Origin of the sequence: Adlercreutzia aquisgranensis (assembly GCF_943193145.1) — a bacterium.
Classification (GTDB): domain Bacteria; phylum Actinomycetota; class Coriobacteriia; order Coriobacteriales; family Eggerthellaceae; genus Xiamenia; species Xiamenia aquisgranensis.
Genome location: NZ_CALPDA010000006.1, coordinates 81,371 through 104,327 on the forward strand (window position 1 = coordinate 81,371; position 22,957 = coordinate 104,327).

A 22,957-nucleotide genomic window follows, 5' to 3' on the forward strand; every position below is an offset into this window, starting at 1 on the left:
TGGCCGGTTCGGCTCGGGGGCGTTCGAGCGCAGGATGACGCGACCTAGGAGGAGAGGAGGTGAACAATGGAGATGCTGAGGGAATGGGGAGAGGTCGGCGAATGGCCTGTTGAGCTGTGGAGAAATGATGAAGCGACGCACTCGGTGCAACAAAAGAGCCGCCGTCGTACTCTTATGCACGAGACGTCTTTTCAGGAAGCAAAGGTGGGTGCCATGGACGCAAACGCGTTCGCGGAACGCTACGGCGCGATCTACCGCGACCTCTACCGTTACGCGCTCTGCGTGATGGGAAACGTCGCGGATGCCGAGGACGCGGTGGGCGAATCGGTGCTGGCGGCCTACAAGGCCAGGGATAACCTTAAGAGCGAGCAATCGTTCCGCTCGTGGGTGTTCCAGATAACGGCCAACGAGTGCCGTCGCCGGCTGAGGGCCCGCACGGAGGTGGTGGCCGTCGTGCCCGACGAGCCGGATAGAAGCGACGGCGACCTCGACCGGACCGACGCTATCTGCGTCCGCGAGGCGCTAGCGGCGCTGCCCGAGGAGGACCGTACTGTGGTGGCGTTGGCGGTGGTGGGCGGTTACAGCAGTGCCGAGATAGGCATCATGCTCACTATGAGCCCTAGCGCCGTGCGCTCGCGCAAGAAGCGCTCCTTGGCCAAGCTCTCCGTTATGTTGAAGGATGTGACGGCATGACCAGCGAAGAAGACCAGGCAGTCATAGACGCCATGCTCGACCAGCTCGAGGATGTCGCGGTACCCGAAAGCCTGCATCCCGATGCGGTGCGAAAGCGCTTGCTGGCTTTGGAGCAGGCAGAGAGCCCTGCGCCTGCGCATGTCCCCGGTGCGGGCGAGTCTGTGCGGGTGATCCGTGGCGCGCGGGCTCAGGATCGTGCGACCCCTGAGCCTCGCCGCCGCCAGGGGCTTCCCCGTCGCCTTCTAGTCGCCGCCAGCGTTGTGCTTGCGCTGGGGGTGGGAGTGTGGGGGCTTACGGCGATTGCCGGCGCGGGTGGCACCGGGCTCGGGATGGCCGGATCGCAAGACGGCGAGCCGGGCTTTGCAGCCGTCAAAGATATCCTTACCCAGGAAGTGCGCGACGACCTGCTCGCTGTGGAGGAGGCTGCGCGCCAGCCGGGGTTGGCTGCCGCATCGTCCTACGGCGAGATCCGCGCGAGCCTGCTGGCCTATGAGGCGCAGCAGGCCGTCCGATATGGCGGCGTCATTGGGTCGCGGACAGAGGTTACGGACGTGCAGAGCGACGGAGCTAAGGCCGTTACCGAAAGCGCCGTCGACGATGCGGCCCCCATGGAGGCCGGCGCCGTCGCCGACTATTCCGACACCAACGTGCGTACGGAAGGGGTGGGGGAGGCCGACGTCGTGAAGACCGACGGGCGCTACCTCTACGTGTTGCAGGACGACAGCCAGCGCGTGGCCGTCGTGGATGTCCAGGACGGAAATATGGAGCCGCTCGGCTGCGCCCAAGTGGACAGCGCGCAGATCAGCGAGTTCTACGTGGAGGGGCAGAGCCTCTACGTGCTTTCGACGGAGTATCCGTCGGCCGATGATAGCGACGGCGCGCTGTCCGATACCTGGTATACGTCCGCATCGCCGATCACCCGGCTCGACACCTTCGACCTGTCCGACCCTGCGCAGCCCCGTCTTGCGGCCAGCGCCACCCAGTCGGGGTCCTACTCAAGCTCTCGCTTCGCCGACGGGTTTATCTACGTGTTCAGCAACTACCTGGTGTCCGACGTGGCCGGAAGCGAGGACCCTGCAACGTACGTGCCATGCATAGGCGGCAAGGCCATAGCATGCTCGGACGTTTACCTGCCTCCGAACGTGACGGCGAACCAGTACCTTGTGGTGTCGGCTTTCGCTGCTGACAACCCGGGCGAGAGCGTGTCCCAGAAGGCCGTTCTGTCCGATTTCGGGCAGCTGTACGTGAGCGCAAGCAACATCTACGTCTACGAGACCATCTACAACGGAGAGTACGACATCATGCCTCTGGCCCGTACGATCGAAGACGAGGCCGGGCAGGTCGATCCGGCGGCCGAGGGGCAAGAGGACGGAAGCCTTGGCGAGAGCGCCGAGGGTGAATCCGGCGACGGACCCGTCGCCGGCTCCGACGGGGCTTTCGCCGAGGACGGCGAATGGGACAACTCGGTGCGGCGGACCTCCATCCGCAAGCTCTCCTTCAGCGGAGGTGAAATCGAAGGGGCGGCCCAGACCAAGGTCGACGGCGTCCTGGACAGCAGCTGGTCCATCGACGAGTACGACGGCTACCTGCGATTGGTCACCACGCTCTACGACGACGAGTTCAATTCGGTGAACGCCGTCTACGTGCTGAACGGCCAGCTGGAGCTGGTGGGGTCGATCGAGGGGCTGGCCGAGGACGAGCGCGTGTACTCGGCGCGCCTGATGGGCGACACCGGCTACTTCGTGACCTTCCGCGAAACCGACCCGCTCTTCTCCGTCGACTTCTCCGACCCGGAAAACCCCCGTATCATCGGCGAGCTCAAGATTCCCGGGTTCAGCGAGTACCTGCATCCCTACGGGGACGGGCTGCTGCTGGGCATCGGCATGGAAGCGGACGAGGAGACGGGCGTTACCGACGGCGTGAAGCTGTCCATGTTCGACGTGTCCGATCCCGCGGCGGTCTCCGAGGTGGCGAAGACCACCATCGAGGGCTGCTACCATACCGACGTGTTCTACGATTACCGCGCGGTGCTCGTGGACCAGCCCTACAACATCATAGGGTTCTCGGGGTACGGCAACCAAGGGGAGACCTACTTCGTGTACAGCTACAATCCCGGCACCGGTTTCACCCGGGATATGGCTGAGGACGTTAACGGCGGCTCGTGGATGTCCCCCCGCGGCGTGCGTATCGGGGATGTGCTCTACGTGGTGAAGGGCAACGCCGTGGAAAGCTACTCGCTGAAGACCTTCAAGAAGATCGACGATTTGCTGATCTGACGTAGCCTTGCGCCGGCGGGCCGCCGAGCTTCGCAGCCCGCCGGCCCGCCGGAGCGCAGCAGCCTATGGTTGGGCGGTTTCGGTCAAGGCAGGGGCGGAGGCGCGACGGCCTCGATCGCATGCCCGGGCGGCAACGATCGCTGCCGCCCGGGCATACGAATATGAATTTCGCCGCGGGTGCCCTTGACTGGCCGCACCGCTTCGCTAAAATGAATGCACTTTCAAGCCGACAAGGCGGCTGTGCCGGGGCCTGTCCCTGGGGCACGAATACCTGGCGGTTCGCTCGGGCGGTAAGGGCTCGGTTTCGCGGACTGCGCGGCATTGCGACCGCAGGCCTGGCATGCAGGCAGTTTGAGCCGACACGGTACGTGGGTTTGTGCGCTCATTATGGTTTTTTACTCTTTCACCCCAAAACTGACCTATCATTTCCGATTGCTGTCTCGCAATGCGTATGCGTGACGGCGGTGCTCGCACGCAGGGCGTCCTCGGCTTGCGCCGGGTGGGCCCTCGGGCGGATCCGTGAAGACGAAGGAGCGGTTTTGGCCAAGCAGAACGACAACGTCATCGAGCTGGAAGGCACGGTGCTCGAGGCGCTGCCCAACGCAATGTTTCGGGTAGAGCTGGAAAACGGGCACAAGATCCTCGCCCATATCTCAGGCAAGATGCGCATGCACTACATCAAGATCTTGCCGGGCGACAAGGTGACCGTGGAGCTGTCCGTCTACGACCTGAACCGCGGGCGCATCACCTACCGTTTCAAGTAGGGTAGCAGCACTATCCGGCTGGCAGCAGCCGGCACAGCCTAGAAAACTATCACCAGCGGCTGGGTGTGAACGATAGAGAAGACGCATAACCGAAAGGAAAGCAATATGAAGGTACGTCCTTCGGTCAAGAAAATGTGCGACAAGTGCAAGATCATCCGACGCCATGGCAAGGTGCTCGTCATCTGCGAGAACCCTCGTCATAAGCAGCGTCAGGGCTAGGAAGAAGGGGTTGTAAGCTATGGCACGTCTTGTTGGTGTCGATCTTCCTCGCGATAAGCGCATCGAGATCGCCTTGACCTACATCTACGGCATTGGCCTGACCACGTCCAAGAAAATCCTTGCCGAGACCGGCGTGAACCCCGACGTTCGCGTTCGCGATCTCACCGAGGACGACCTCACGAAGCTGCGCGACTACATCCAGGGCAACCTGAAGGTGGAGGGCGACCTGCATCGTGAGGTTAACCAGAACGTGAAGCGCCTGATGGAGATTGGCTGCTACCGCGGTCTTCGCCATCGTCGCGGCCTTCCCGTTCGCGGCCAGCGTACGCATACGAATGCTCGCACCCGCAAGGGACCGCGCAAGCAAATCGGCGGCAAGAAGAAGTAAGGGAGCGATAAGTGGCAGCTAAGAAAAACGTGCGCGCACGCATCAAGCGTTCCGAGCGTAAGAACATCGCCGTTGGCGCCGCGCATATCAAGTCTACGTTCAACAACACCATCGTCAGCATCACCGATCCTCAGGGCAACGTGATTTCCTGGCAGTCCGCTGGCACCGTGGGCTTCAAGGGCTCGCGCAAGTCCACGCCGTTCGCCGCGCAGATGGCCGCCGAGGCCGCTGCCAAGACGGCTATGGAGCACGGCCTGCGCAAGGTCGCTGTGTACGTGAAGGGCCCCGGCTCGGGCCGCGAGACGGCTATCCGCTCGCTGCAGGCCGCCGGTCTGGAGATCGCCAGCATCCAGGATTGCACACCCATTCCGCACAACGGTTGCCGTCCGAGCAAGCGTCGTCGCGTGTAATTGAAAGGACCACAGAATTATGGCTCGTTATACTGGTGCTGACTGCCGTCTGTGCCGCCGCGAGGGCTCGAAGCTCTTCCTGAAGGGTGACCGCTGCTACACCGAGAAGTGCGCCATGGAGCGCCGCAGCTACGCCCCCGGCGAGGCCGGCAAGAAGCGTGTGAAGGACACCGAGTACCGCATGCAGCTTCGCGAGAAGCAGAAGACCAAGCGCATCTACGGCGTTCTTGAGAAGCAGTTCCATCATTACTACGAGATGGCCAACCGCCAGACCGGCGTTACCGGCGAGAACCTGCTCCGCATCCTGGAGAGCCGCCTGGACAACGTCGTGTACCGTCTGGGCTTCGCCAAGTCTCGCGCCGAGGCTCGCCAGCAGGTGCGCCACGGCCACATCACGGTGAACGGCCGCCGCGTGGACATCCCCTCGTTCCGCGTGCGCCCCGGCGACTTGGTGGCCGTTGCCCCCAAGGCGAAGGACATGCTGGTCATCAAGAGCGCGCTCATCTCCAACGAGCGCGTGCAGGTGCCCGCTTGGCTGGAAGTTGACATCGAGAAACTTCAGGGTAGCGTTCTTGCCCTTCCGCAGCGCGACCAGATCGATCTGGATATTCGCGAGCAGCTCATCGTCGAACTTTACTCGAAATAAACGCTGCAGAGTTAGGAGGCTTACCCAACATGACAGAGTTCATGAGGCCTACGGTTATCACCGAAGAAGTCAGCGACACCGTCGCTCGCTACGTCGTCGAGCCCCTGGAGCGCGGCTACGGCCCGACGCTTGGCAACACCATGCGTCGCGTTCTGCTCTCCTCTCTCGACGGGGCGAAGGCCACGGCCATCCAGATCCAGGGCGTGCAGCACGAGTTCACTACGGCGGAAGGCGTTATCGAGGACATCACCGACATCGTTCTGAACGTGAAGGGCTTGGTCTTTTCGGCCCTTACTGACGACGTTGAGGAAGCGGTCGCGCACCTGTCCGTCGAGGGCCCTTGCGTCGTTACCGGCGCTGATCTGCAGGTTCCCACCGAGTTCAGCTTGGTAAACCCCGATCACGTCATCGCTACGGTTGCAGACGGCGGCCAGCTGGACATGTCCATCCGTATCGGAGTCGGCCGCGGCTACGTTAGCGCCGAGCGCAACAAGCGCTCCGAGGATTCCATCGGGGTCATCCATGTGGACTCCCTGTTCTCGCCGGTACGTCGCTGCACCATGAACGTGGAGGATACCCGCGTGGGCCAGCGCACCGACTACGACAAGCTGGTGCTCGAGGTGGAGACCGATGGATCCATCGACCCTACCGAGGCGGTTTGCCGTGCGGCGAATATCGTCAACCAGTACATGGGCGCTTTCCTGGGCCTGTCCGCCAGTGCGGACGACGAAGAGGCCGAGGTTGCTTCCATCTTCGCTCCCGAAGGCCAGGAGACGAATGCCGAGCTTGACAAGCAGATCGAGGATCTGGACCTGTCCGTGCGTTCCTACAACTGTCTGAAGCGTGCCGGCATCCATTCCGTGCGTCAGCTGGTCGAGTTCTCCGAGAACGACCTGCTGAACATCCGCAACTTTGGCGCGAAGTCCATCGAGGAAGTGAAGGACAAGCTCATTTCCATGGACCTCAACTTGAAAATGTAGAAGAGGGTAGATATGCGACACAATTACAAGGGCCGCAAGCTTGGCACCGACTTCAGCCACACCAAGGCTATGAAGAAGAGCCTGGTTCAGGCCTTGTTCACCAACGACCGCATCAAGACGATCGAGTCTCGCGCCAAGGAGATTCGTCCCGACGTAGACAAGATCATCACCTGGGCGAAGAAGGGCGACCTGCACTCCCGCCGTCTGGCCATTGCGGCCCTGGGCGACAAGGAGCTGGTGCGCGAGGTCTTCGAGAAGGTCTCCCAGGGCATGTTCGCCGATCGCCAGGGCGGCTACACCCGCATCATGAAGCTGGGCAACCGCAAGGGCGACAACGCTCCCATGGTCATCATGGAGCTGGTGACCGAGCCTGTGAAGGCCAAGGCTGAGGAGAAGCCTGCGCCTAAGAAGGCTGCCAAGAAGACCACCCCGAAGAAGGTCGCCAAGGCCGAGACCGCCGAAGAGGAGAAGGCGGAAGAGGCTGTGGAGGCCAAGGAGGCCGAGGGCCAGGAGAAGGCCGCCGAAGAGGCTGCCGTCGAGGGCGAAAAGGCCGAAGCCGCCGAGGAGGTCAAGGCCGAGGAAGCCGCTGCCGAGGAGGCTGCTGCCGCCGACGCTGAGGCTGCCAAGAACGAGGAGAAGGACAAGGCCGAGTAGCCAAGCTCTCTCCTGCAAGACACGCGATAAGCGGGCCGTCCGATTGGGCGGCCCGCTTTCTTTTTCCGGCACTGAGCCTTGCTGAGTGGACCTTCTCCCCGGTCTTAAGGCGTACTGGCGGCGGTGGCCTTCGCCGGCGCCGCATCCTGCCGCGCGGTTTGCTTATTGAGTCTCCTTAAGGGAGGGGGTGCTGGGGTCTTGCAGTGCGATCCTTCCGGCGTCACGCAAGCGTTGCCCTTCCGTTTCGCCTTGGTGGTCGCCTGGGCGGGGCGCGCGGGCCTACAATGGAGCCGTTCGGTAATCGTTGGGCCACGTGCGCTTATATGGTACATGGCCTCGGGAAAGACGCGACGCGCAACGAAGGTCGCGCCGCCTGGAAGGAGCTCATCATGGCTGACAGCAAGGAAGTGCGTTTGGACGCCTACGCCGAGGACGATCTGCGTCGCATCGAGGACGAGGTTCGGCAGGAGGCCATCGCATCGGTAGAGGACTTCGACGCTATGGGCGATGCTCAGGCCGCAGCCGAGGCCGCCGAAACCGCCTTCGCGTTCGAGACTGCCGAGGGTGCAAGCGACAAGATCGAGGCCGAGGTCGAGAAGCGTCTGAGCTAAATCCCCCAAGACGCAACGAGAGGCGGTTTAAGCCTGCTTTTCACCTTGAAACGAGAATCCCCCCGGTTCGCGCGAACCGGGGGGATTCTCTTGCTCTCAGAGGCCGGTAGCGCCGACCCAAATCGCTTGCCTTAGGTGCGGGCTGGCGTGCAGCCCGGCTATCTAGGCGGCCTCGTTCTGCGCACTGGTTCCGCCTTGCGCATCACCGTTGCCGCCGCCTTCGTTGCCGCCCGGCTGCTGAGTGCCCGGATCCGTCGTGCCCGGGTTGGTGGTACCGGGGTTTTCGGGTTCGGGAGCGCTCGGCTGCGACTGCTGGAAGTCCACGTAGATGGTGACATCGCCGGTGGGGCGGATAGTGTAGGTGCCGCCCGACGAGCTGACGCCGTCGATGCCCGAGGTGGAAGCAACCACGAACCCGTCGTAGGGGGTGATGGTGACGGTGACCTGGCCGCCCTCTTCCACCTGGGAGGCGCTGGCGGACACGGTGCCTCCGCCGTTGCTGTTCACGGACACGTAGTAGGTGCTCTTCTGGGGTCCGCTGGAAAGCGTGAGCGTGACTATCGTGGACTTGTCCTCCTTCGAACCGCCGGAGGGCAGCTGGCTGATCACGGTGTCCTTCGGCTGGTCGGAACTTACGTAGGTGAGGTTGTTCATATCCACTTCGAACCCGGCCCCGTTGAGGGTGGCGATGGCGTCGGTGAGTGACTTGCCCACGACGGAGGGCACATCCGAGCCCTCCTTGCCCAGGGACACGTAGTAGGTGACCGTGGAGTTCTTCGACACCTCGGTGCCGGCGTCGGGGCTGGTGCGGATGACCTTGTCCTTGTCGACGCTGTCGCTGTACTCGGCCGCACCGGCCTCGGCCTTAAGCCCCGCCTCTTGGATGAGCTTGCGTGCCTCGTCGGCGGTGCGTCCCCTTACGTCGGGGACGGGCACCTGCTCGGTGCCTTTAGACACCTTGAGCTTCACCAGGGTACCCGGATCCATCTTCTTGCCGCTGGTGGGGTCTTGGCTGATGACGATGCCCGGCTCCACCGTGTCGTTGTTCACTTCCTCGACGTCCACGGTAAAGCCCAGATCCACCAGTTTCTTGCGGGCGTCGTCGACGTTGTCGTCCACGACGCTAGGCACCACGATGGCATCGGGCTTGTCGGATTCGGGAGACCCCAGGGCATTCATGACGAAGAAGGCGATGGCCGCGATGGCCGCGATGGCGAGCACCAGGCCCAGGACGGCTTTGACGGCCTTGGGGCCGTTTCCGTTGCCGGAGCGGTTGTCGGGCTCGGGGCGGTAGCTGGCGGAGCGCCCCTGGCCGGGCGCGTTGTACCCGGCGTCGAAGTCGCGATGCTGGCCGTTGCCGACGGCGGTCATGACGGCGGTGCCGGCGATACCGGCTCCGGCCATCCCGGCGCCTGCGGCCCCCATAGCGCCCATGACCGAGGTCTCGGCGCTGTTGAAGTTACCCAGTTGCACGGGGCGCCCGGCAAGGTAGTCCATGAGCGCCGCGCGCATGTCCTTGGCCGTGGCGAAGCGCATGTCGGGGTTCTTCTCCATGGCCTTCAGGATGATGGCCTCAAGCGCCGGATCCAGATCGGGGTTCACGTCGCAGGGGGGAACGGGCAGGTCGTTTACCTGCTGCATGGCCACGGACACGGCGTCGGGGCCGTCGAAGGGCAGCTGGCCGGTGCAGGCTTCGTACATGACCACGCCCAGCGAGTAGATGTCGCTGGCGGCCGTGAGCTCGCGTCCCTGGGCCTGTTCGGGCGAGATGTAGTGGGCGGTGCCCAGCACAGACGAGGTCTTGGTCATCACCGAGTTCTTCGCCCGGGCTATGCCGAAGTCCATGACCTTCACGTTGCCGTCGGGCTGCACCATGATGTTCTGCGGCTTGATGTCGCGGTGGATGATGTCAAGGCCGTGGGCGGTGGTGAGCGCCTGGCATACCTGGGCGCCGATCTCGGCTACCTTGCGCTGGTTGATGGCGCCGCGCTCGTTGATGGCGGTCTTCAGGTCGGAGCCGCGGATGTATTCCATGACGATGTAGTAGGTGCCGTCGTCCTGGCCCCAGTCGTAGACGTTGACGATGTAGGGGTTGGACAGGTTGGCTGCAGCGGCAGCCTCCTGCTTGAAGCGCTTGGTGAAGACGGGGTCGGCCGCGTACTGCGGCAGCATCACCTTCACGGCCACCAAGCGCCCGAGGACCTCGTCCTGCGCCTGGTAGACCTCGGCCATGCCGCCGATGCCGATGCGCTCCGTGATACGGTAGCGGTTGTTGAACACCCTGCCAATCATGTTCCCGGTCACGTTTTAACTCCTTTTGGCCCATGCTGGTTCGTGCGCGTTATTCAGTATGGAGCAGCGAGCGTTCCCCGAAGCGGTGTTACGGAACGAGCGCGCAATTACCTGTAGCATATCAGGATACCTCATCTACAAAACTCCTTGCACCTGCAAAGCCGTATTCAACACGTTTTGCGCTTTAGCGGCGCCGGAGTTCTCGCGGCCCTGGCCGTTCGCCTCGAACTTCTCGATGACGATGGCCACCACCACCTGCGGGTTGTCCGCCGGCGCGAAGCCGACGAACCAGCTGTCGTCGCCGGTGTCCTTCTCGGCGGTGCCGGTCTTGCCCGCTACCTCCACGCCGCTTACGGCGGCCAGGGTGCCGGTGCCGCTGGTGACGACGCCCTTCAGGATGTCGGTCACGGTGGCGGCGGTGTCGGGCGAGATGGCGTCGAGGAGTTTGGAGGGGCTGGCCGTGAAGCTGCGGGCGCCGTTGGCCCCGTAGATGCCGTCAACCAGGTAGGGCTTCATGATGGTTCCCTCGTTGGCGATGCCGGCGCCCACCAGGGCCATCTCCAGCACCGTGGCCTGGGGTCCGGCGGGGCTGGGATGATTGTCGGTCTCGTTCTCGCCCACAGGTTCGCCGGCCGCCGCCCAAGCTGTCTCCCAGGTGGTCATGTCGGCGGGGTCGGGCATGAGCGAGGTGTAGAGCGGCAGCTGGAAGTCGAGGGGGTCGTTGAACCCGAAGGCCTCCGCCCCCTTCACTAGACGCTCGGCGCCCATCTCCACGCCAAGCTGGCCGAAGACGGTGTTGGACGAGAGCTCGGTGGCGCGGCGCAGGGTGATCTGGCCGTAGTCGATGCTGTCGAAATTGGTGACCGGGGCGTTGCCGATGTCCATGGTGCCCGGGGAGTTGTAGACGGAATCGGCCGTGGCCACCCCGTCCTGCAAGGCGGTGGCCAACGACACCATCTTGAAGGTGGAGCCCGGGGCGTACAGCGCCAGGGTGGCGCGGTTGAGCATGGCGCTGTCGTCGTCGACGTTGCCTTCGGCGGCGGCCTGCAGCAGCTCGGCGAACTGGGAGGCGTCGTAGGTGGGGGAGGAGGCCATGGCCAGTACAGCGCCGGTCTTCGGGTCCAGCACCACGCAGGCGCCCACGTTGCCTACCAGGGCGTCCTGGGCGGCCTGCTGGATGGTGGAGTTGATGGTGAGGGTGACGTCGTTGCCGTCCACGCCCGAGCCGGCAAGGCTCTTCAAAACGTCGGTCCAGGTGGCGAAGTTGCGGTCGCCCTTCAAGGTGTCATTGAAGCTCTGCTCGATGCCGGAGGTGCCGTACTGGTCCGAAGCGTAGCCCACGATATGGGCCGCCAGGTCGCCGGCAGGGTAGACGCGCTCGTAGGTGCCCTCGTCGGTGAGGACGCTTTCCGCCAGCACCACGCCGTCGTAGGTGGCGATGGTGCCGCGGTGGTTGCGGGCCTCCTTCATCATGGTGTGGTTGTTGCCGGCCATGTTCTGGTACTCGCCCGCCTGCACCACCATGATGAGGGTGAGGTTGGCCACGAGCGCCGCAAACATGAGCGCGATGACGATGAGGGTGCCGGTGAGCCGGCGACCCAGGGATATGCGGCCGAGCACGCCGGTGCCGCCGTGGGCCGACGAGATGGAGGTGGTGGTCATCTCGGTTTCCACGCCGGTGCCCTCGTCCCCGGCCCGCAGCAGCAGCGCCACGGCGATGAAGCTGGCCAGAAGCGACGAGCCGCCCTGGCTGATGAAGGGCAGCGTCAGGCCCGTGAGGGGGATGAGCCGCGTGACGCCGCCCACGATGATGAACGCCTGCAGCACGATGAGCGCGGTGGCGCCCACGGCCACGAAGGAGCTGACGTCGCTTTTGGCCCGGGCGGCGGTGACGAAGCCGCGGATGGCCAGGCACAGGTACAGAAGCAGGATCCCGGCCGCTCCCAGAAGGCCTATCTCCTCGGCGATGGCGGCGAAGATGAAGTCGCTCTCCACCACGGGGATGGGGATGGCCCCCGCCAGGCCGCGGCCCACGCCCACGCCGAACAGGTCGCCGTCGGCGATGGAGTAGAGGGCCTGGGTGAGCTGGTAGCCGGTGTTCTGCGCGTCGGCGAAGGGGTTAAGCCAGGTAGCCACGCGCACCTGCACGTGGTCGAAGGCGCCGTAGGCGAAGACGCCGCCTATGGCGATGAGCCCCAGGGCGGTGATCACGTAGAGCTTCTTGCCCGTGGCCACGTAGAGCATGGTCAGGAACACCAGGAAGAAGACGAGCGCGCTTCCCAGGTCCTTCTCGAACACTACGATGACGAGGGCCATGCCCCACATGAGCAGCAGGGGCAGCAGCGTGCGGAAGTCCGGCAGGCGCAGCGGCCCTACGCGCAGGGTGAACACGGAGAGCATCTCGCGGTTCTGGGCCAAGTAGCCGGCCAGGAACAGCACGATGAGGATCTTCGCCAGCTCGCCGGGCTGGAAGGAGTAGCTGCCAAGGTGAATCCAGATGCGGCTTCCGTAGATCTCCTGGCCAAGGCCCGGGATCAGCGGCGAAAGCAGCAGCAAGAAGCCCAGCAGCATGAGTGTGTACTTGTAGTTGACAATCTTGTGCAAATGCTTGCTTGCAGCCAGCACCACGATCATGCAGCCGATGCCCATGAACAGAAACATCAGCTGGTTGACGGCCAGGTTGGGCGTCAGGCGCGTGACGAAGGCGATGCCGATGCCCGACAGCGCGAAGGCGATGGGCAGGATGGCGGAGTCGGCGTCGGGCGCCAGCTTGCGGATGGACAGATGCGCGACGAAGAACGCGGCGAAGATGCCCAGGGGCACTCCCAGCGTGTTCATGTTGAGCGGCTGGTCCTGGTTAAGCGCAATCATGGCGAACAGCGCGATGACCAGGGGAGCTGCCAGGAACAGCAGGATGAGTTCCAGGTTCCTGCGCGTCATTGCGCCGCGCTTTCGCCGCCGGGGCCTTCCGTTTGCTCGCCGTTGGCGCTCTTGCCGTCGGCGTCCTCGTCAGACTCTGCGGTCTTGCCCGTGCGGGTCTGCGCCTCCTGCTTGTAGGTTTCCACCAGCGCTTCGGCGGCGGCCAGGTTGTCCACGGGGATGCCGCTGTTCAGGCGGTTGATGGTGCCGGGCTGCAGATCGCCTGCGGACACGTCGGTCTGGCGTTCGAGCTGCGAGAAGCTCTGCCCCAGCACCTCGCCGGGCACGCCGCGGAAGATGGCCACCTTGCCCTGGTGTATGCCCAGGTAGGCCGAGTTCTCCACGTAGGCCTTGCCGGCGAAGACGGCGCCTGCCGCCACGGCTACGAGCAGCAGGATGCACAGCAGCACGGAGAGCTTCGTCTTCACCGCCGCCTTCTTGCGGTGCTTCTCCTTGAAGCCGTCGATGTCCACTACGATGACGGTGATGTTGTCGTAGCCGCCCGCTTCGATGGCCTCGTTGACCAGCTGCGACGCGCATCGCTGCGCGTCTCCTATGCGTCCGAGGGTGTTGGCGATGCGGTCGTCGGTGAGCATGGTGGACAGGCCGTCGGAGCACAGAAGCAGTCGGTCGCCGGCTTCCACGTTGAGCTCGTAGATGTCCGGCTGCATGAGCGGGTCGCTGCCGAGGGCCCGGGTGATCACCGAGCGCTTCGGGTGCACGCGCGCCTCTTCCGGCGTGATGTCTCCGGCTTCGATGAGCTCAGCCATGAGGCTGTGGTCGCGGGTGACCTGCTGCAGCTCTCCTTTGTGCATAAGGTAGGCGCGGGAATCTCCCACCTGGGCGATGACCAGGCGCTCGCCTTCCAGCAGGGCGGCGGTGACCGTGCAGCCCATGCCCTCGCGGCCCCGTTCGTCGTGGCTGGCCTCGATCACCTCGCGGTTCGCCTCCACCACGGCGTCCGCCAGACCTTGGGCGTCGGCGTGGGCCGGTGCGGCGGCCACGATGGTGTTCACGGCGATTTCGGAAGCTACCTCCCCCGCGGCATGGCCGCCCATGCCGTCGGCCACCACGTACAGAGGCGGGCTCACCGCCAGGCTGTCCTCGTTGTGGTCGCGCAGGCAGCCCACGTCGGTGCGGCTGCCGAAGGGGGTCAGGTGGCCCTTGCGCGTATGCTGGGTGGAGGTGTAGGACTTCTTGGCCATCAGTTGTACCGTACCCTCATTGATACGTCGCCCACCGTGATGACATCGCCATCTCGCAGGGCGACCGGGTCGGCGATGAAGCTACCGTTTACACTGGTACCGTTCGTGGATCCCAGGTCCTCGACGAACAGGTTTTGCCCCATGGGCTGGAAGCGCGCATGGCGCCCCGACACGTAGCCGGCGCCCACCACGATGTCGGCCCCCGGGGCGCGCCCCACGATGACCGGGCCGCGCACCACCATGGACACGCCACGCAGCTCCTTGGGCCCGCGCTCCACCGACAGCTTCCACGTGCGCTCCTTCTTCCGCTGGCCGCGCACAAGCCCGATGCCCGTCTTCATGATGGCGAAGAGGAACACGTACAGGATGGCGACGAAGAGCAGCCGGACGATGAGCAAAACGATGTCGATCATGGAAGCTTCGTTTCTCTGGCCTGCGGTCTAGGGCTGGAGCATGAGCTCGGTGGTTCCCAGGGTGATGCGGTCTCCGTACTTCAGGGGCATGGTGGCCACTTCCTGGCCGTTGACCAGGGTGCCGTTGGTGGACCCCAGGTCGGTGACCACCCAGACGCCCTGGGGCTGCAGCACCAGTTCGGCGTGGTGGCGCGAGGCGTTGATGTCGCGCACCTGCACGGTGTTGTCCGCTTCGCGTCCCAGGCTCACCTTCGATTGCGTGAGGGGGTAGGACACGCCGGTGACGGCGTCCACCAGGGTGGCGATCGGGGATGCCGCGCGGTTGCCTGAGCCCACGGGGACGGTGCTGGCCGCGCGGATGGGCACGCTGGGCAGCGCCTCGAAAGGATGCGACGCCGCTTGGCCGCGGGCTGCGCCGGCCACCGCCGCTGCCCCCGCAACGCCGGCGACTGCGGCAGCCGGGTGGCCGTTGGGGAAGGGCTGCGAGAGCGCATGGGCCTGGTTGGCCGGCAGCGAGGCGATCTGCTCCTGGCTCAACGGCAGCGACGGCGCCTGGGCGCTATGGACAGCATGGGCGGCGCGAGGCTCTCCGCCGGCAGCGAAGGGGCGGGAGGGAGCCTGGGCTTGCTGCTGGCCGAAGGGCTGGGAGACTGCCTGGGCCTGGGGCTGCGCGCCCAGGGGGCGCGACGGCGCCTGCTGCTGGGCGAAGGGCTGGGAGGCGATGGCTTCGCGGGTCTGGCCGAACGGGGTCGACGGAGCCTGGGCCTGCTGGGGCGCGGCGTAGCGGCCCTGTCCCAGAGGCTGCGAGCTGGCGGCCACGGCCTGGTCGTTTGCCTGGTCGCTGGCGAAGTCGCGGCTGTTGAAGGTGTACTCGCCGTAGTCGATGGAGTAGTCTATCTCGTCTTGCGGCACGTAGGGTAGGGGCTGGTCGTGCAGGTTCTCCGGTTCGTAGGCCTCGTAGGGGCTAGGCGCCGGGCGGTAGGTCTGCTGCGGCGGACGCTGGGTGTAGCGTCCTGCGACATAGCCCTGGGCCTGGGGCGCAGGCGCTGCAGCGGGGGCGTAGCCGTTCGGGCCGCCGTGGAAGCCGTTGGAGTGGCCCACCAGCCCGTAGCGCTGCATCTCCTCGGCCCGCAGCTGCGAGACGATGGGCGCGGCCACCGGTTCGGCGATGACGTCGAACTTGCCCCGCTTCAGCCCGTCGTCCACGATGAAGCGCACCAGGGGCTGTCCGTCCATGACCAGGCCCTGCTCGGCGGCCTTGGCGGCAAGGAACGTCTCGGTCTCGCCGGCCAGCGTGGGGTAGTAGCCGAACAGGCGACGGTCGTCCTCTTCGTTGACCAGCACGGTGAACAGGGTGGGGGCGAACTGCTTGCCTGCGCCGACCATCTTCTCGCGGCGCATCTGCTTCTCGGCTTTCTTGGCGATCTGGACGGGGGAGATGGGGGCATCGAACATCTTGTCGGCAGCGCCCTCGAACGTGTCCTCCATCTTTCCTTCGACCTTCGAGAAAAAGCCCATTGACTCTCCTTGCTTCGTTTGCGGTGCGGTTTCGGCGTATCCGGGTATCGCGGCGCTTGGCACCTGATGCGCCCGATGCCGCAAGGGCAAGGCGCCGGTGTGGCAAACTGTTGCGATAACCTGCATTTTCGTAAGCTCATATCATGCCATAGATTGCCGTTTGCCGCCCTCTATTCTACGCAATTGCCACGAAACCCTAAGGTTGGTCCATTTGGGTGCAAAGTCGCGGGGAGGAGGCGGCTTAGGGCGGCTGCGCGTGCGGCTCGTGTGTGCTCGGTTGTGGAAAACCCGTAGGGCACGTGTGCGTTTGGTGCCTGTTTCATGTCCATTGCCTGGGCGCCCATCCCCACTATGTAGTGACTTTTTCGCCCGTGATACAATACCTATGGTATATGAGCGTGGGGACGGAGCTTGCTCCGTTGCGAAGAGAAGGAAGCGGACGGGTGCGCGTGTGCCGAAGCTGGCGGCCCTGTCCGGTTAAGGAGACGGGTTTATGACGCCAAGCAACCCTCGGCCGCCTTACGGGCGGTCATCTCATGTCCCTCCCTCGGTGCGTGCCGTCCGGGTGTCGAAGGCGGCCCAAACGGGAAGGCAGCCGGCGTTTGTTCCCGACCAGACCCGCGTCCACCAGGCTGCTTCGGGCGGTTACGGTGCTTCTCGCGCCGCTGCCCCCGCCGGCGCTTGGCGCCCTGCCTTCAACCCCGCAAACCAGCATTCGGCGGCGAGCAAGGCTTATGCAAACCAGACGGCTACGGGGCAGTACTCCCGCTACAACGAGCATTACTCCAACAACAAGGCCAAGAAGTCGCGGCGCTTCGTGATAGCTGCCATCGTGCTGGTGCTCGTGTGTGCCATGGGCGCCGGCACCGCCTTCGCCATGTACGTTGACTCCATCAACGAGAAGCTCAACAAGGGCAACATGACCCAGAAGGAAATCGACGGGATCAGCGACGCCTTGAAGCCTGCTTCCGGCGTGCCTGTGGGCACTACCTTCGACGAGCCGTTCTACATGCTGCTCATCGGGTCGGACCGTCGCTCCGACGGTTCGGTGGAGGGCGCTCGTTCCGATACCAACATCGTGGTGCGCGTGGACCCACAGCGCAACCAGGTGACCATGGTCTCCATTCCGCGCGACACCAAGATAGAGCTGGAGAACTACGGTACGAACAAGTTCAACGCCGCCTTGAACTTCGGCGGCGCAGGCCTGGTGATTACGGAGGCCGAGAAGCTTCTGGGCGTTGACATCTCCCATTACGCCGAGGTGAACTTCGACGACTTGGTGGAGCTGGTGGACGCCGTGGGCGGCGTGGACGTGGAGGTGTCCGAGACCATCGACGACGCAGATGCGGACCGTACCCGCTCGGACTACTATACCGCCGACATCGTCATCGAGGAGGGCCTGCAGCACCTCGATGGCGAGCAGGCGCTGGTGTTCGCCCGCAGCCGCGCTTACGCCGACGGCGACTTCACCCGTACGGCCAACCAACGACAGCTCATCGAAGCCATTGTCGATAAGGTGCTCAAGATGAACGTCGCCGACCTGCCCAAGGTGATCGAGGCGGCGTCGAAGTGCGTGACCACCGACCTGTCCGTGCAGGATATCCTGGGTCTTGCTCAGCAGTTCAAGGGCAAGGGCAAGCTCACCGTCTATTCGGCGCTGGTGCCCTCCTACACGCGCACAATCGGTGAGATTTCCTACGTTATCAACGATAAGGACATGACCGCCGAGATGATGAAGGTGGTGGAAGCCGGCGACGACCCGTCAGAGATCGTCTCCAACGGGCCTTCCGGCGAGGACGACGCGAGCGCGGGCTCGCAGAACGATTCGTCCGGCAGCTCGTGGCAGCCCGCGCCCCAGTACACCTACACCGAACCCACTCCCGAACCGACGCCGGAGCCCGAGCCCGACCCGAGCTACAGTGACCCCGTCGTTCCCGAGCCGGAGCCCGAGCCCACCCCCGAGCCCGAGCCCGTGGTGCCCGATCCCACCCCCGAGCCCACGCCCGACCCGGCTCCGACGACTCCCGAGCCTACCCCCGATCCCGGTCCGGAGGCAGGCACGCCGTCCGACGGCGCGCAGGGTGCAGCCCCCGCTGCCGACGGCGTCGCCCAGGCAGCCTAGGGCCGCAGGCGCAGGCGCCGCGAAATGATGCGTGCAGCACGCTAGAAGTTAGTTGCAGCCGTAGCCGTCCGGGTTGGTGGACTGCCAGCGCCAGCCGTCCTGGCACATGCGCTCCATGTCGTACTCGGCCACCCAACCCAGCTCGTCGCGGGCCTTCGAGGCGTCGGCGTAGCAGGCGGCGATGTCTCCGGCGCGGCGCGGCAGCACCTGGTAGGGAATCTCGTGGCCGCAGGCCTTCTCGAAGGCGTGGATGACGTCGAGGACGCTCGACCCGGTGCCGGTGCCCAGGTTGAAGATCCCCACACCGCGGCGGGTGCCGTCTTCGGCGGGGGTTCCGGCTATGGAGCCCAGCCCGATGGCCTCGCCGGTGCCCACCTTGCCGCCCATCCAGTCGAGGGCCGCCACGTGGCCTCGTGCCAGGTCGACCACGTGGATGTAGTCGCGCACGCCGGTGCCGTCGGGGGTGGGGTAGTCGTCGCCGAAGACGCCTACGCGCTCCAGCTTGCCCACGGCCACCTGGGCCACGTAGGGCAGCAGGTTGTTCGGGATGCCCTTGGGGTCTTCGCCGATGAGGCCGCTTTCGTGGGCGCCGATGGGGTTGAAGTAGCGCAGCAGCACCACGTTCCATTCGCTGTCGCCAATGTAGAGGTCGGTGAGCACCTGCTCCAGCATGGATTTCGTCTGGCCGTAGGGGTTGGTGGGCGTGTGCTTGGGGCAGTTTTCCGTAATGGGCACGAACTCCGGCTCGCCGTAGACCGTGGCGCTGGAGGAGAACACGATGTTCTTGACGCCGTGGTTGCGGGCCACGTCGCACAGCACGAGGGTGCCGGCGATGTTGTTCCAGTAGTATTCGAGCGGCTTCTCCACGCTCTCCCCCACTGCCTTGAAGCCGGCGAAGTGGATGATAGCGTCTACGGGATGCAGCGTGAAGATGGTTTCCAGTGCGGGGCGGTCCAGGATGGAGGCTTCGTAGAAGACGAGCTCGGGACCGGGGGTGGCATCGATTACCTGTGCGCCGGCCAGCGCGGCAGCGGCTTCGGCGAGCTCCTGGGAGGCCAGGTCGGGAAACATCGGCTCCACGCCGGAGATGGTGCCCACGCGGCAGACGGCCTCGCGGCTGGAGTTGCTCAGGTCGTCCACGATGACCACGCGGTAGCCCTTCGCCAGAAGTTCCACCACGGTGTGGCTGCCGATGAAGCCAGCGCCTCCGGTCACCAGGATGGTGGTCTGCTCGGGGGCTTTCGAGAGGCTCTTGTTCGCCATGACGGTTCCTTTCACGCTGTCGGCCTGCGGCCCATGCTACCAGTTCGGGCGTCGCACAGTGCACAAGCGGAGAGTTCTGCGCAAAATCCCGCAAAACCCTCCGCTTGTGCACTGTTACGGTTCATCTGCCCTCGCCGGCGTGCCGGCGAGGAGAGACGCTGTCGGCCCTCGCCGTTTTCGTGGGGTCGGGTCCCGGGCTTTTCCGATTGGCTATACTTGGCATCGGTGCATGGAACGCGCCTTGTGCACGGCGGCGCGACGAAGCTGCGGAAAGGAAGCGAGAAGGTTATGGGAGAAGCGGCGAGCGACATCCATTTCGGAACCGACGGCTGGCGGGCCATCATTGGGGAGGGGTTCACCGAGCCCAACCTCGTGCGCGTGGTCGACGCTGCGGCGCGCGTGTTCAAGGAGGACGCGGTGGCCGCGGGGCGCTCGCTCGACGACCCCGGCACGCTCATCGTCGGGCACGACTGCCGGCTGAACGCCCACGCCTACGCCGAGCTGGCCGCCGAAGTGGCCGCCACCCACGGTTTCGCCGTGAAGTTGACGCAGGACTACTGCCCCACGCCCACGCTGTGCTGGTCGGTGGCGCACGACCCCGACGCGGTGGGCGGCATCATGCTGACGAGCAGCCACAACCCGGCTGAGTACCTGGGCGTGAAGCTGCGTCTGGCCGACGGCGGCGCCGCCGGTCCCGAGCTCACCGGCCGCGTGGAGGCGGTGCTGGCGGCCGACGAGGGCGTGCCCACCGACCAGCGCGGCTGCTACCAGGTGGTCGACCTTATGACCCCGTACTTACAGGCGCTGCGCGGCATGGTGGATGAGCGGGCCATCCGCGATGCGGGACTGCGCGTGGTGGTGGACCCGCTCTACGGCGCCGGGCGCCACTACCTGGCGGACCTCTTGCGCGATCTGGGCGTGGAAGTGGCCGAGATCGACAACGACGCCGACCCCACCTTCGACGGGCTGCACCCCGAGCCCATTCCGCCGTGGGTCGACCGCTGCATCGCGAAGGTGCCCGAGCTCGGCTTCGACGCGGGCTTCATCAACGACGGCGACGCCGACCGCATCGGGGCTGTGGACGAGCACGGCAACTTCGTGAACCCGCACCGCATCATGACGCTCATCACCCAGCACCTGGCCGAGGACAAGGGCATGACCGGCAAGGTGGTCTCCACGGTCACGGCGTCGGCCATGCTCAAACGCATGTGCGACGCGCTCGGCTTGGAATTCGTGAGCACCCCCGTCGGTTTCAAGTGGATCTACGCCGAGATGCAGAAGGGCGGCGTGCTGCTGGGCGGCGAGGAGTCGGGCGGCATCGGCATCCCCGGGCACGTGATGGAGCGCGACGGGTTGCTCATGGCGCTGCTCCTGTGCGAGACCATGGCCCAGAAGGGCCGCACGCTCGGCCAGCTCGTCGACGACATGTTCGCGAAGGTGGGCCGCATGGAGTTCACCCGCGAGGGCCTGTCCCTCTCCGACGACCAGATGGCGGCGTTTCGGCAGCGCGTGCTGCCCGCCGGCACCTACGAGCCCGACGCCTTCGACGGCATTGCCGTGGAGCGGATTGACCGGCGCGACGGCGTGAAGCTGTTGCTCAAAGGCGATGCGTGGGTGATGATGCGCCCGAGCGGCACCGAGCCTTTGGTGCGCATCTACGCGGAGGCACCTACCGCCGAGGAGGTGGCGTCGCTCATCGCCGAGGCGAAGCGCGTGGTGGAACGGGCGTAACGGCTGCACTGCTTTCCTGTCGCGAATGACGTTTCTGCCGCTGGTTTGTTGGCAGAAACGTCATTCTTTTTAAGCCGACCTGGGGAAACGATTCCTGAGACGACGATTCTACCAAAAGCGGCGACGCGAGCGACGTTTCTGCCATTCTGCGGTTGGTAGAAACGTCGATCGCGGTATGGGATACTGGGTCTCTACTGGTCGCTGGGGTTGAACCCCTCCACCAGCTCGATGAGCTCCTGTCGCTTGTGGATGCCGAGCTTCGTGTAGATGCGCTTGGAATGGGTGCGCACGGTGTTCTCGGACACGACGAGCATCTCGGCGATGCGCGCCACGGAGTTGCCGCGGGCGATGAGCTCGGCCACCTCGGTCTCGCGAGCCGACAGGCCGAAATGCTCGCGGACGCGGGCCATCTGCTTCGAGAAGCGGTCGCGGTAGGTGGCGGCGTCGTCGCGCTCGGGCACGGCGGCGCGCCCGAGGGAGGCGCCGCCTGCGGGGGTCGTGCCCTCGGCCTGCGGTTCGGCTTCCGCGCTCGCCTGCTTCGCCTCCGCCCTGCGCGCGGCTGCGCCCTCCTGCATGGCGCCCGAAGTCTCGCCCGGCTCGACGGCGACAGGGCGCTTCGCCGCACGCGGTCGCGAGGAGAGCAGCTCGATCTGGCTCATCGACCCTTCGGCGATGGCGGAACGGAAGCCGCCTTCGCCCACGAAGTACATGATGCCGAGGAAGTAGACGGCCACGATGGCCACGAGCGCCAGCGACGGGATGTGGAACATCGACAGCTGCTCGACGAACGACCCGCCCATGAACCCCACGTCGTGCAGGGCGTAGACGATGCCCCCGAACACTCCGTAGATGAACACCGGGTTGATGCCCCCGTCGCGCGACACCTGGGCGCATTGGATCATCATGAGCATGATGACCACAGACCACAGGGCGTACAGCACCGCGGCCAGCACCTGGACGTAGGTGGAACCCAGAAGCGGCAGCAGCACGAAGGCCGAGGTGACCAGCGGGAAGAAGACCCGGTAGGACACGGCCACGTTCAGATGGACGTTCTTCGCGCTCAGCACGCCGAGCAGGATGAGCGCGGCGATGAGCGACGCCAGCATCGAAAGTACGTTCACCAAGGCTCCCACCTGCGGTTCCGCCGTCGCGAGCGAGCGCATGATGCCGGTGCAGAACCCGAGCGCCCCCATGGCCAGCGCCGTGCGCCACACGCAGGCGATCACGTGCTTGTAGGTGCGCGGATGTTCCTTGGGCACGTCTTCGAACATGGGCTGGTCGAGGTCGATGGTGCGGCTCATGAGCACGATGGCCAGGCCGAACAGCGGCAGGAAGACGAGCGGGATGAGATAGGCCGTCACGGCCACGGGGATGAGGTGCAGCGCGAAGTAGAAGATCGACCCCCAGGCGGTGCCGCTGATGAGCGTGTGGTTCCCTTCGTGGGCGTCCATGCTGGCGAACAGGCGCTGCCAGAGCATGTAGAAGCCCGCCGATCCGATGCCGAGCAGCACGCCGCCCGCGGTGACGAGCGCCAGGGCGGCCTCGTCCAGGTAGATGGCGCCGATGAGCGAGGACCAACCGATGATGTGGGGAGCGGCCACGGCTTTCACCATGAAACGGCGCGCGCCGTCGGGGAAGAGGTAGGTGCCCGCAGCACTGGCGAAGAACGTCACGGCGAAGGCGAGGGACTGGGCGGCGAAGAAGTGCAGCAGGATGTCGGGCGTCTGGAAGCCCATGGGCAGGAAGGGGAACACGCCGCCCCAGACGCTGGCGGCGTTGATGGCGAGGAAGAGCCCGTAGCCGAGCGAGGGCAAATCGGGCCTTACGGCCTGTATGGCGGCGGGCAGTTCCAC

19 protein-coding genes are annotated in these 22,957 nt (G+C 65.1%); 12 read left to right on the forward strand and 7 right to left on the reverse strand.

The genetic code is table 11. The features are described from left to right. Positions 1 to 213 precede the first annotated feature (213 nt). From NFR41_RS04835 to NFR41_RS04880, 10 genes are all read left to right on the forward strand, one after another. The gene (locus NFR41_RS04835) at positions 214 to 693 is read left to right on the forward strand and encodes an RNA polymerase sigma factor (protein WP_251230934.1); all 480 of its coding nucleotides are present in this window, start codon (positions 214 to 216) and stop codon (positions 691 to 693) included. Then, positions 690 to 2,969 (forward strand): beta-propeller domain-containing protein, encoded by a 2,280-nt coding sequence (locus tag NFR41_RS04840; RefSeq protein ID WP_251230935.1) that lies wholly within the window; start codon positions 690 to 692, stop codon positions 2,967 to 2,969. The genes NFR41_RS04835 and NFR41_RS04840 overlap by 4 nt, the downstream gene beginning before the upstream one ends. 539 nt (positions 2,970 to 3,508) lie before the next feature. Further along, positions 3,509 to 3,733 carry a translation initiation factor IF-1 gene (gene infA / locus NFR41_RS04845; protein ID WP_160213532.1) on the forward strand — a complete coding sequence of 75 codons (225 nt, stop codon included), beginning with the start codon at positions 3,509 to 3,511 and terminating at the stop codon, positions 3,731 to 3,733. Positions 3,734 to 3,838: 105 nt separating this feature from the next. Continuing rightward, positions 3,839 to 3,952 (forward strand): 50S ribosomal protein L36, encoded by a 114-nt coding sequence (gene rpmJ, locus NFR41_RS04850; RefSeq protein ID WP_006363204.1) that lies wholly within the window; start codon positions 3,839 to 3,841, stop codon positions 3,950 to 3,952. Positions 3,953 to 3,971: 19 nt separating this feature from the next. Continuing rightward, entirely contained in the window at positions 3,972 to 4,340 is a 369-nt protein-coding gene (rpsM, locus tag NFR41_RS04855; protein ID WP_160213533.1) for a 30S ribosomal protein S13, read from the forward strand. 11 nt (positions 4,341 to 4,351) lie between these two features. Continuing rightward, complete coding sequence (gene rpsK / locus NFR41_RS04860; RefSeq protein WP_160213534.1) at positions 4,352 to 4,750, forward strand: 30S ribosomal protein S11; 399 nt, start codon at positions 4,352 to 4,354, stop codon at positions 4,748 to 4,750. A 19-nt stretch (positions 4,751 to 4,769) separates the two neighbouring features. Beyond that, a complete protein-coding gene (gene rpsD / locus NFR41_RS04865) occupies positions 4,770 to 5,396 on the forward strand; it encodes a 30S ribosomal protein S4 (protein WP_160213535.1) in 627 nt (208 codons plus the stop codon). A 29-nt stretch (positions 5,397 to 5,425) separates the two neighbouring features. Next, the gene (locus NFR41_RS04870; protein ID WP_160213536.1) at positions 5,426 to 6,376 is read left to right on the forward strand and encodes a DNA-directed RNA polymerase subunit alpha; all 951 of its coding nucleotides are present in this window, start codon (positions 5,426 to 5,428) and stop codon (positions 6,374 to 6,376) included. A 12-nt stretch (positions 6,377 to 6,388) separates the two neighbouring features. Continuing rightward, a complete protein-coding gene (gene rplQ, locus NFR41_RS04875; protein WP_160213537.1) occupies positions 6,389 to 7,030 on the forward strand; it encodes a 50S ribosomal protein L17 in 642 nt (213 codons plus the stop codon). 389 nt (positions 7,031 to 7,419) lie between these two features. Further along, positions 7,420 to 7,641: a BAG1 BAG family molecular chaperone regulator 1 gene (locus tag NFR41_RS04880; protein ID WP_251230936.1), complete on the forward strand. Its 222-nt coding sequence runs from the start codon at positions 7,420 to 7,422 to the stop codon at positions 7,639 to 7,641. A 162-nt stretch (positions 7,642 to 7,803) separates the two neighbouring features. Here the strand turns inward: NFR41_RS04880 and pknB are convergent, their stop codons facing one another. The 5 genes from pknB to NFR41_RS04905 all read right to left on the reverse strand — a co-directional run bounded on the left by pknB (position 7,804) and on the right by NFR41_RS04905 (position 15,988). Continuing rightward, positions 7,804 to 9,933: a Stk1 family PASTA domain-containing Ser/Thr kinase gene (gene pknB, locus NFR41_RS04885; protein WP_432762692.1), complete on the reverse strand. Its 2,130-nt coding sequence runs from the start codon at positions 9,931 to 9,933 to the stop codon at positions 7,804 to 7,806. Between the two features lie 135 nt (positions 9,934 to 10,068). Then, positions 10,069 to 12,873 carry an FtsW/RodA/SpoVE family cell cycle protein gene (locus tag NFR41_RS04890; RefSeq protein ID WP_251230938.1) on the reverse strand — a complete coding sequence of 935 codons (2,805 nt, stop codon included), beginning with the start codon at positions 12,871 to 12,873 and terminating at the stop codon, positions 10,069 to 10,071. Continuing rightward, entirely contained in the window at positions 12,870 to 14,057 is a 1,188-nt protein-coding gene (locus NFR41_RS04895; RefSeq protein WP_251230939.1) for a Stp1/IreP family PP2C-type Ser/Thr phosphatase, read from the reverse strand. Before NFR41_RS04895 ends, NFR41_RS04890 begins: the two co-directional genes overlap by 4 nt. Then, positions 14,057 to 14,470 (reverse strand): FHA domain-containing protein, encoded by a 414-nt coding sequence (locus tag NFR41_RS04900; protein ID WP_160213540.1) that lies wholly within the window; start codon positions 14,468 to 14,470, stop codon positions 14,057 to 14,059. The genes NFR41_RS04895 and NFR41_RS04900 overlap by 1 nt, the downstream gene beginning before the upstream one ends. Before the next feature lie 27 nt (positions 14,471 to 14,497). Continuing rightward, entirely contained in the window at positions 14,498 to 15,988 is a 1,491-nt protein-coding gene (locus NFR41_RS04905) for an FHA domain-containing protein (RefSeq protein ID WP_251230940.1), read from the reverse strand. Positions 15,989 to 16,481: 493 nt separating this feature from the next. Between NFR41_RS04905 and NFR41_RS10500 the strand changes: the two genes are divergently transcribed. Then, positions 16,482 to 18,110, forward strand: a complete 1,629-nt coding sequence (locus tag NFR41_RS10500) for an LCP family protein (RefSeq protein WP_285833853.1) — start codon at positions 16,482 to 16,484, stop codon at positions 18,108 to 18,110. Positions 18,111 to 18,158: 48 nt separating this feature from the next. Here the strand turns inward: NFR41_RS10500 and galE are convergent, their stop codons facing one another. After that, positions 18,159 to 19,373 (reverse strand): UDP-glucose 4-epimerase GalE, encoded by a 1,215-nt coding sequence (galE, locus tag NFR41_RS04920; RefSeq protein ID WP_251230941.1) that lies wholly within the window; start codon positions 19,371 to 19,373, stop codon positions 18,159 to 18,161. Between the two features lie 288 nt (positions 19,374 to 19,661). On the opposite strand from galE, the gene NFR41_RS04925 reads away from it, so the two are divergent. Next, the gene (locus tag NFR41_RS04925) at positions 19,662 to 21,104 is read left to right on the forward strand and encodes a phosphohexomutase domain-containing protein (protein ID WP_251230942.1); all 1,443 of its coding nucleotides are present in this window, start codon (positions 19,662 to 19,664) and stop codon (positions 21,102 to 21,104) included. 191 nt (positions 21,105 to 21,295) lie between these two features. Here the strand turns inward: NFR41_RS04925 and NFR41_RS04930 are convergent, their stop codons facing one another. Beyond that, a complete protein-coding gene (locus NFR41_RS04930; protein WP_251230943.1) occupies positions 21,296 to 22,957 on the reverse strand; it encodes a helix-turn-helix domain-containing protein in 1,662 nt (553 codons plus the stop codon).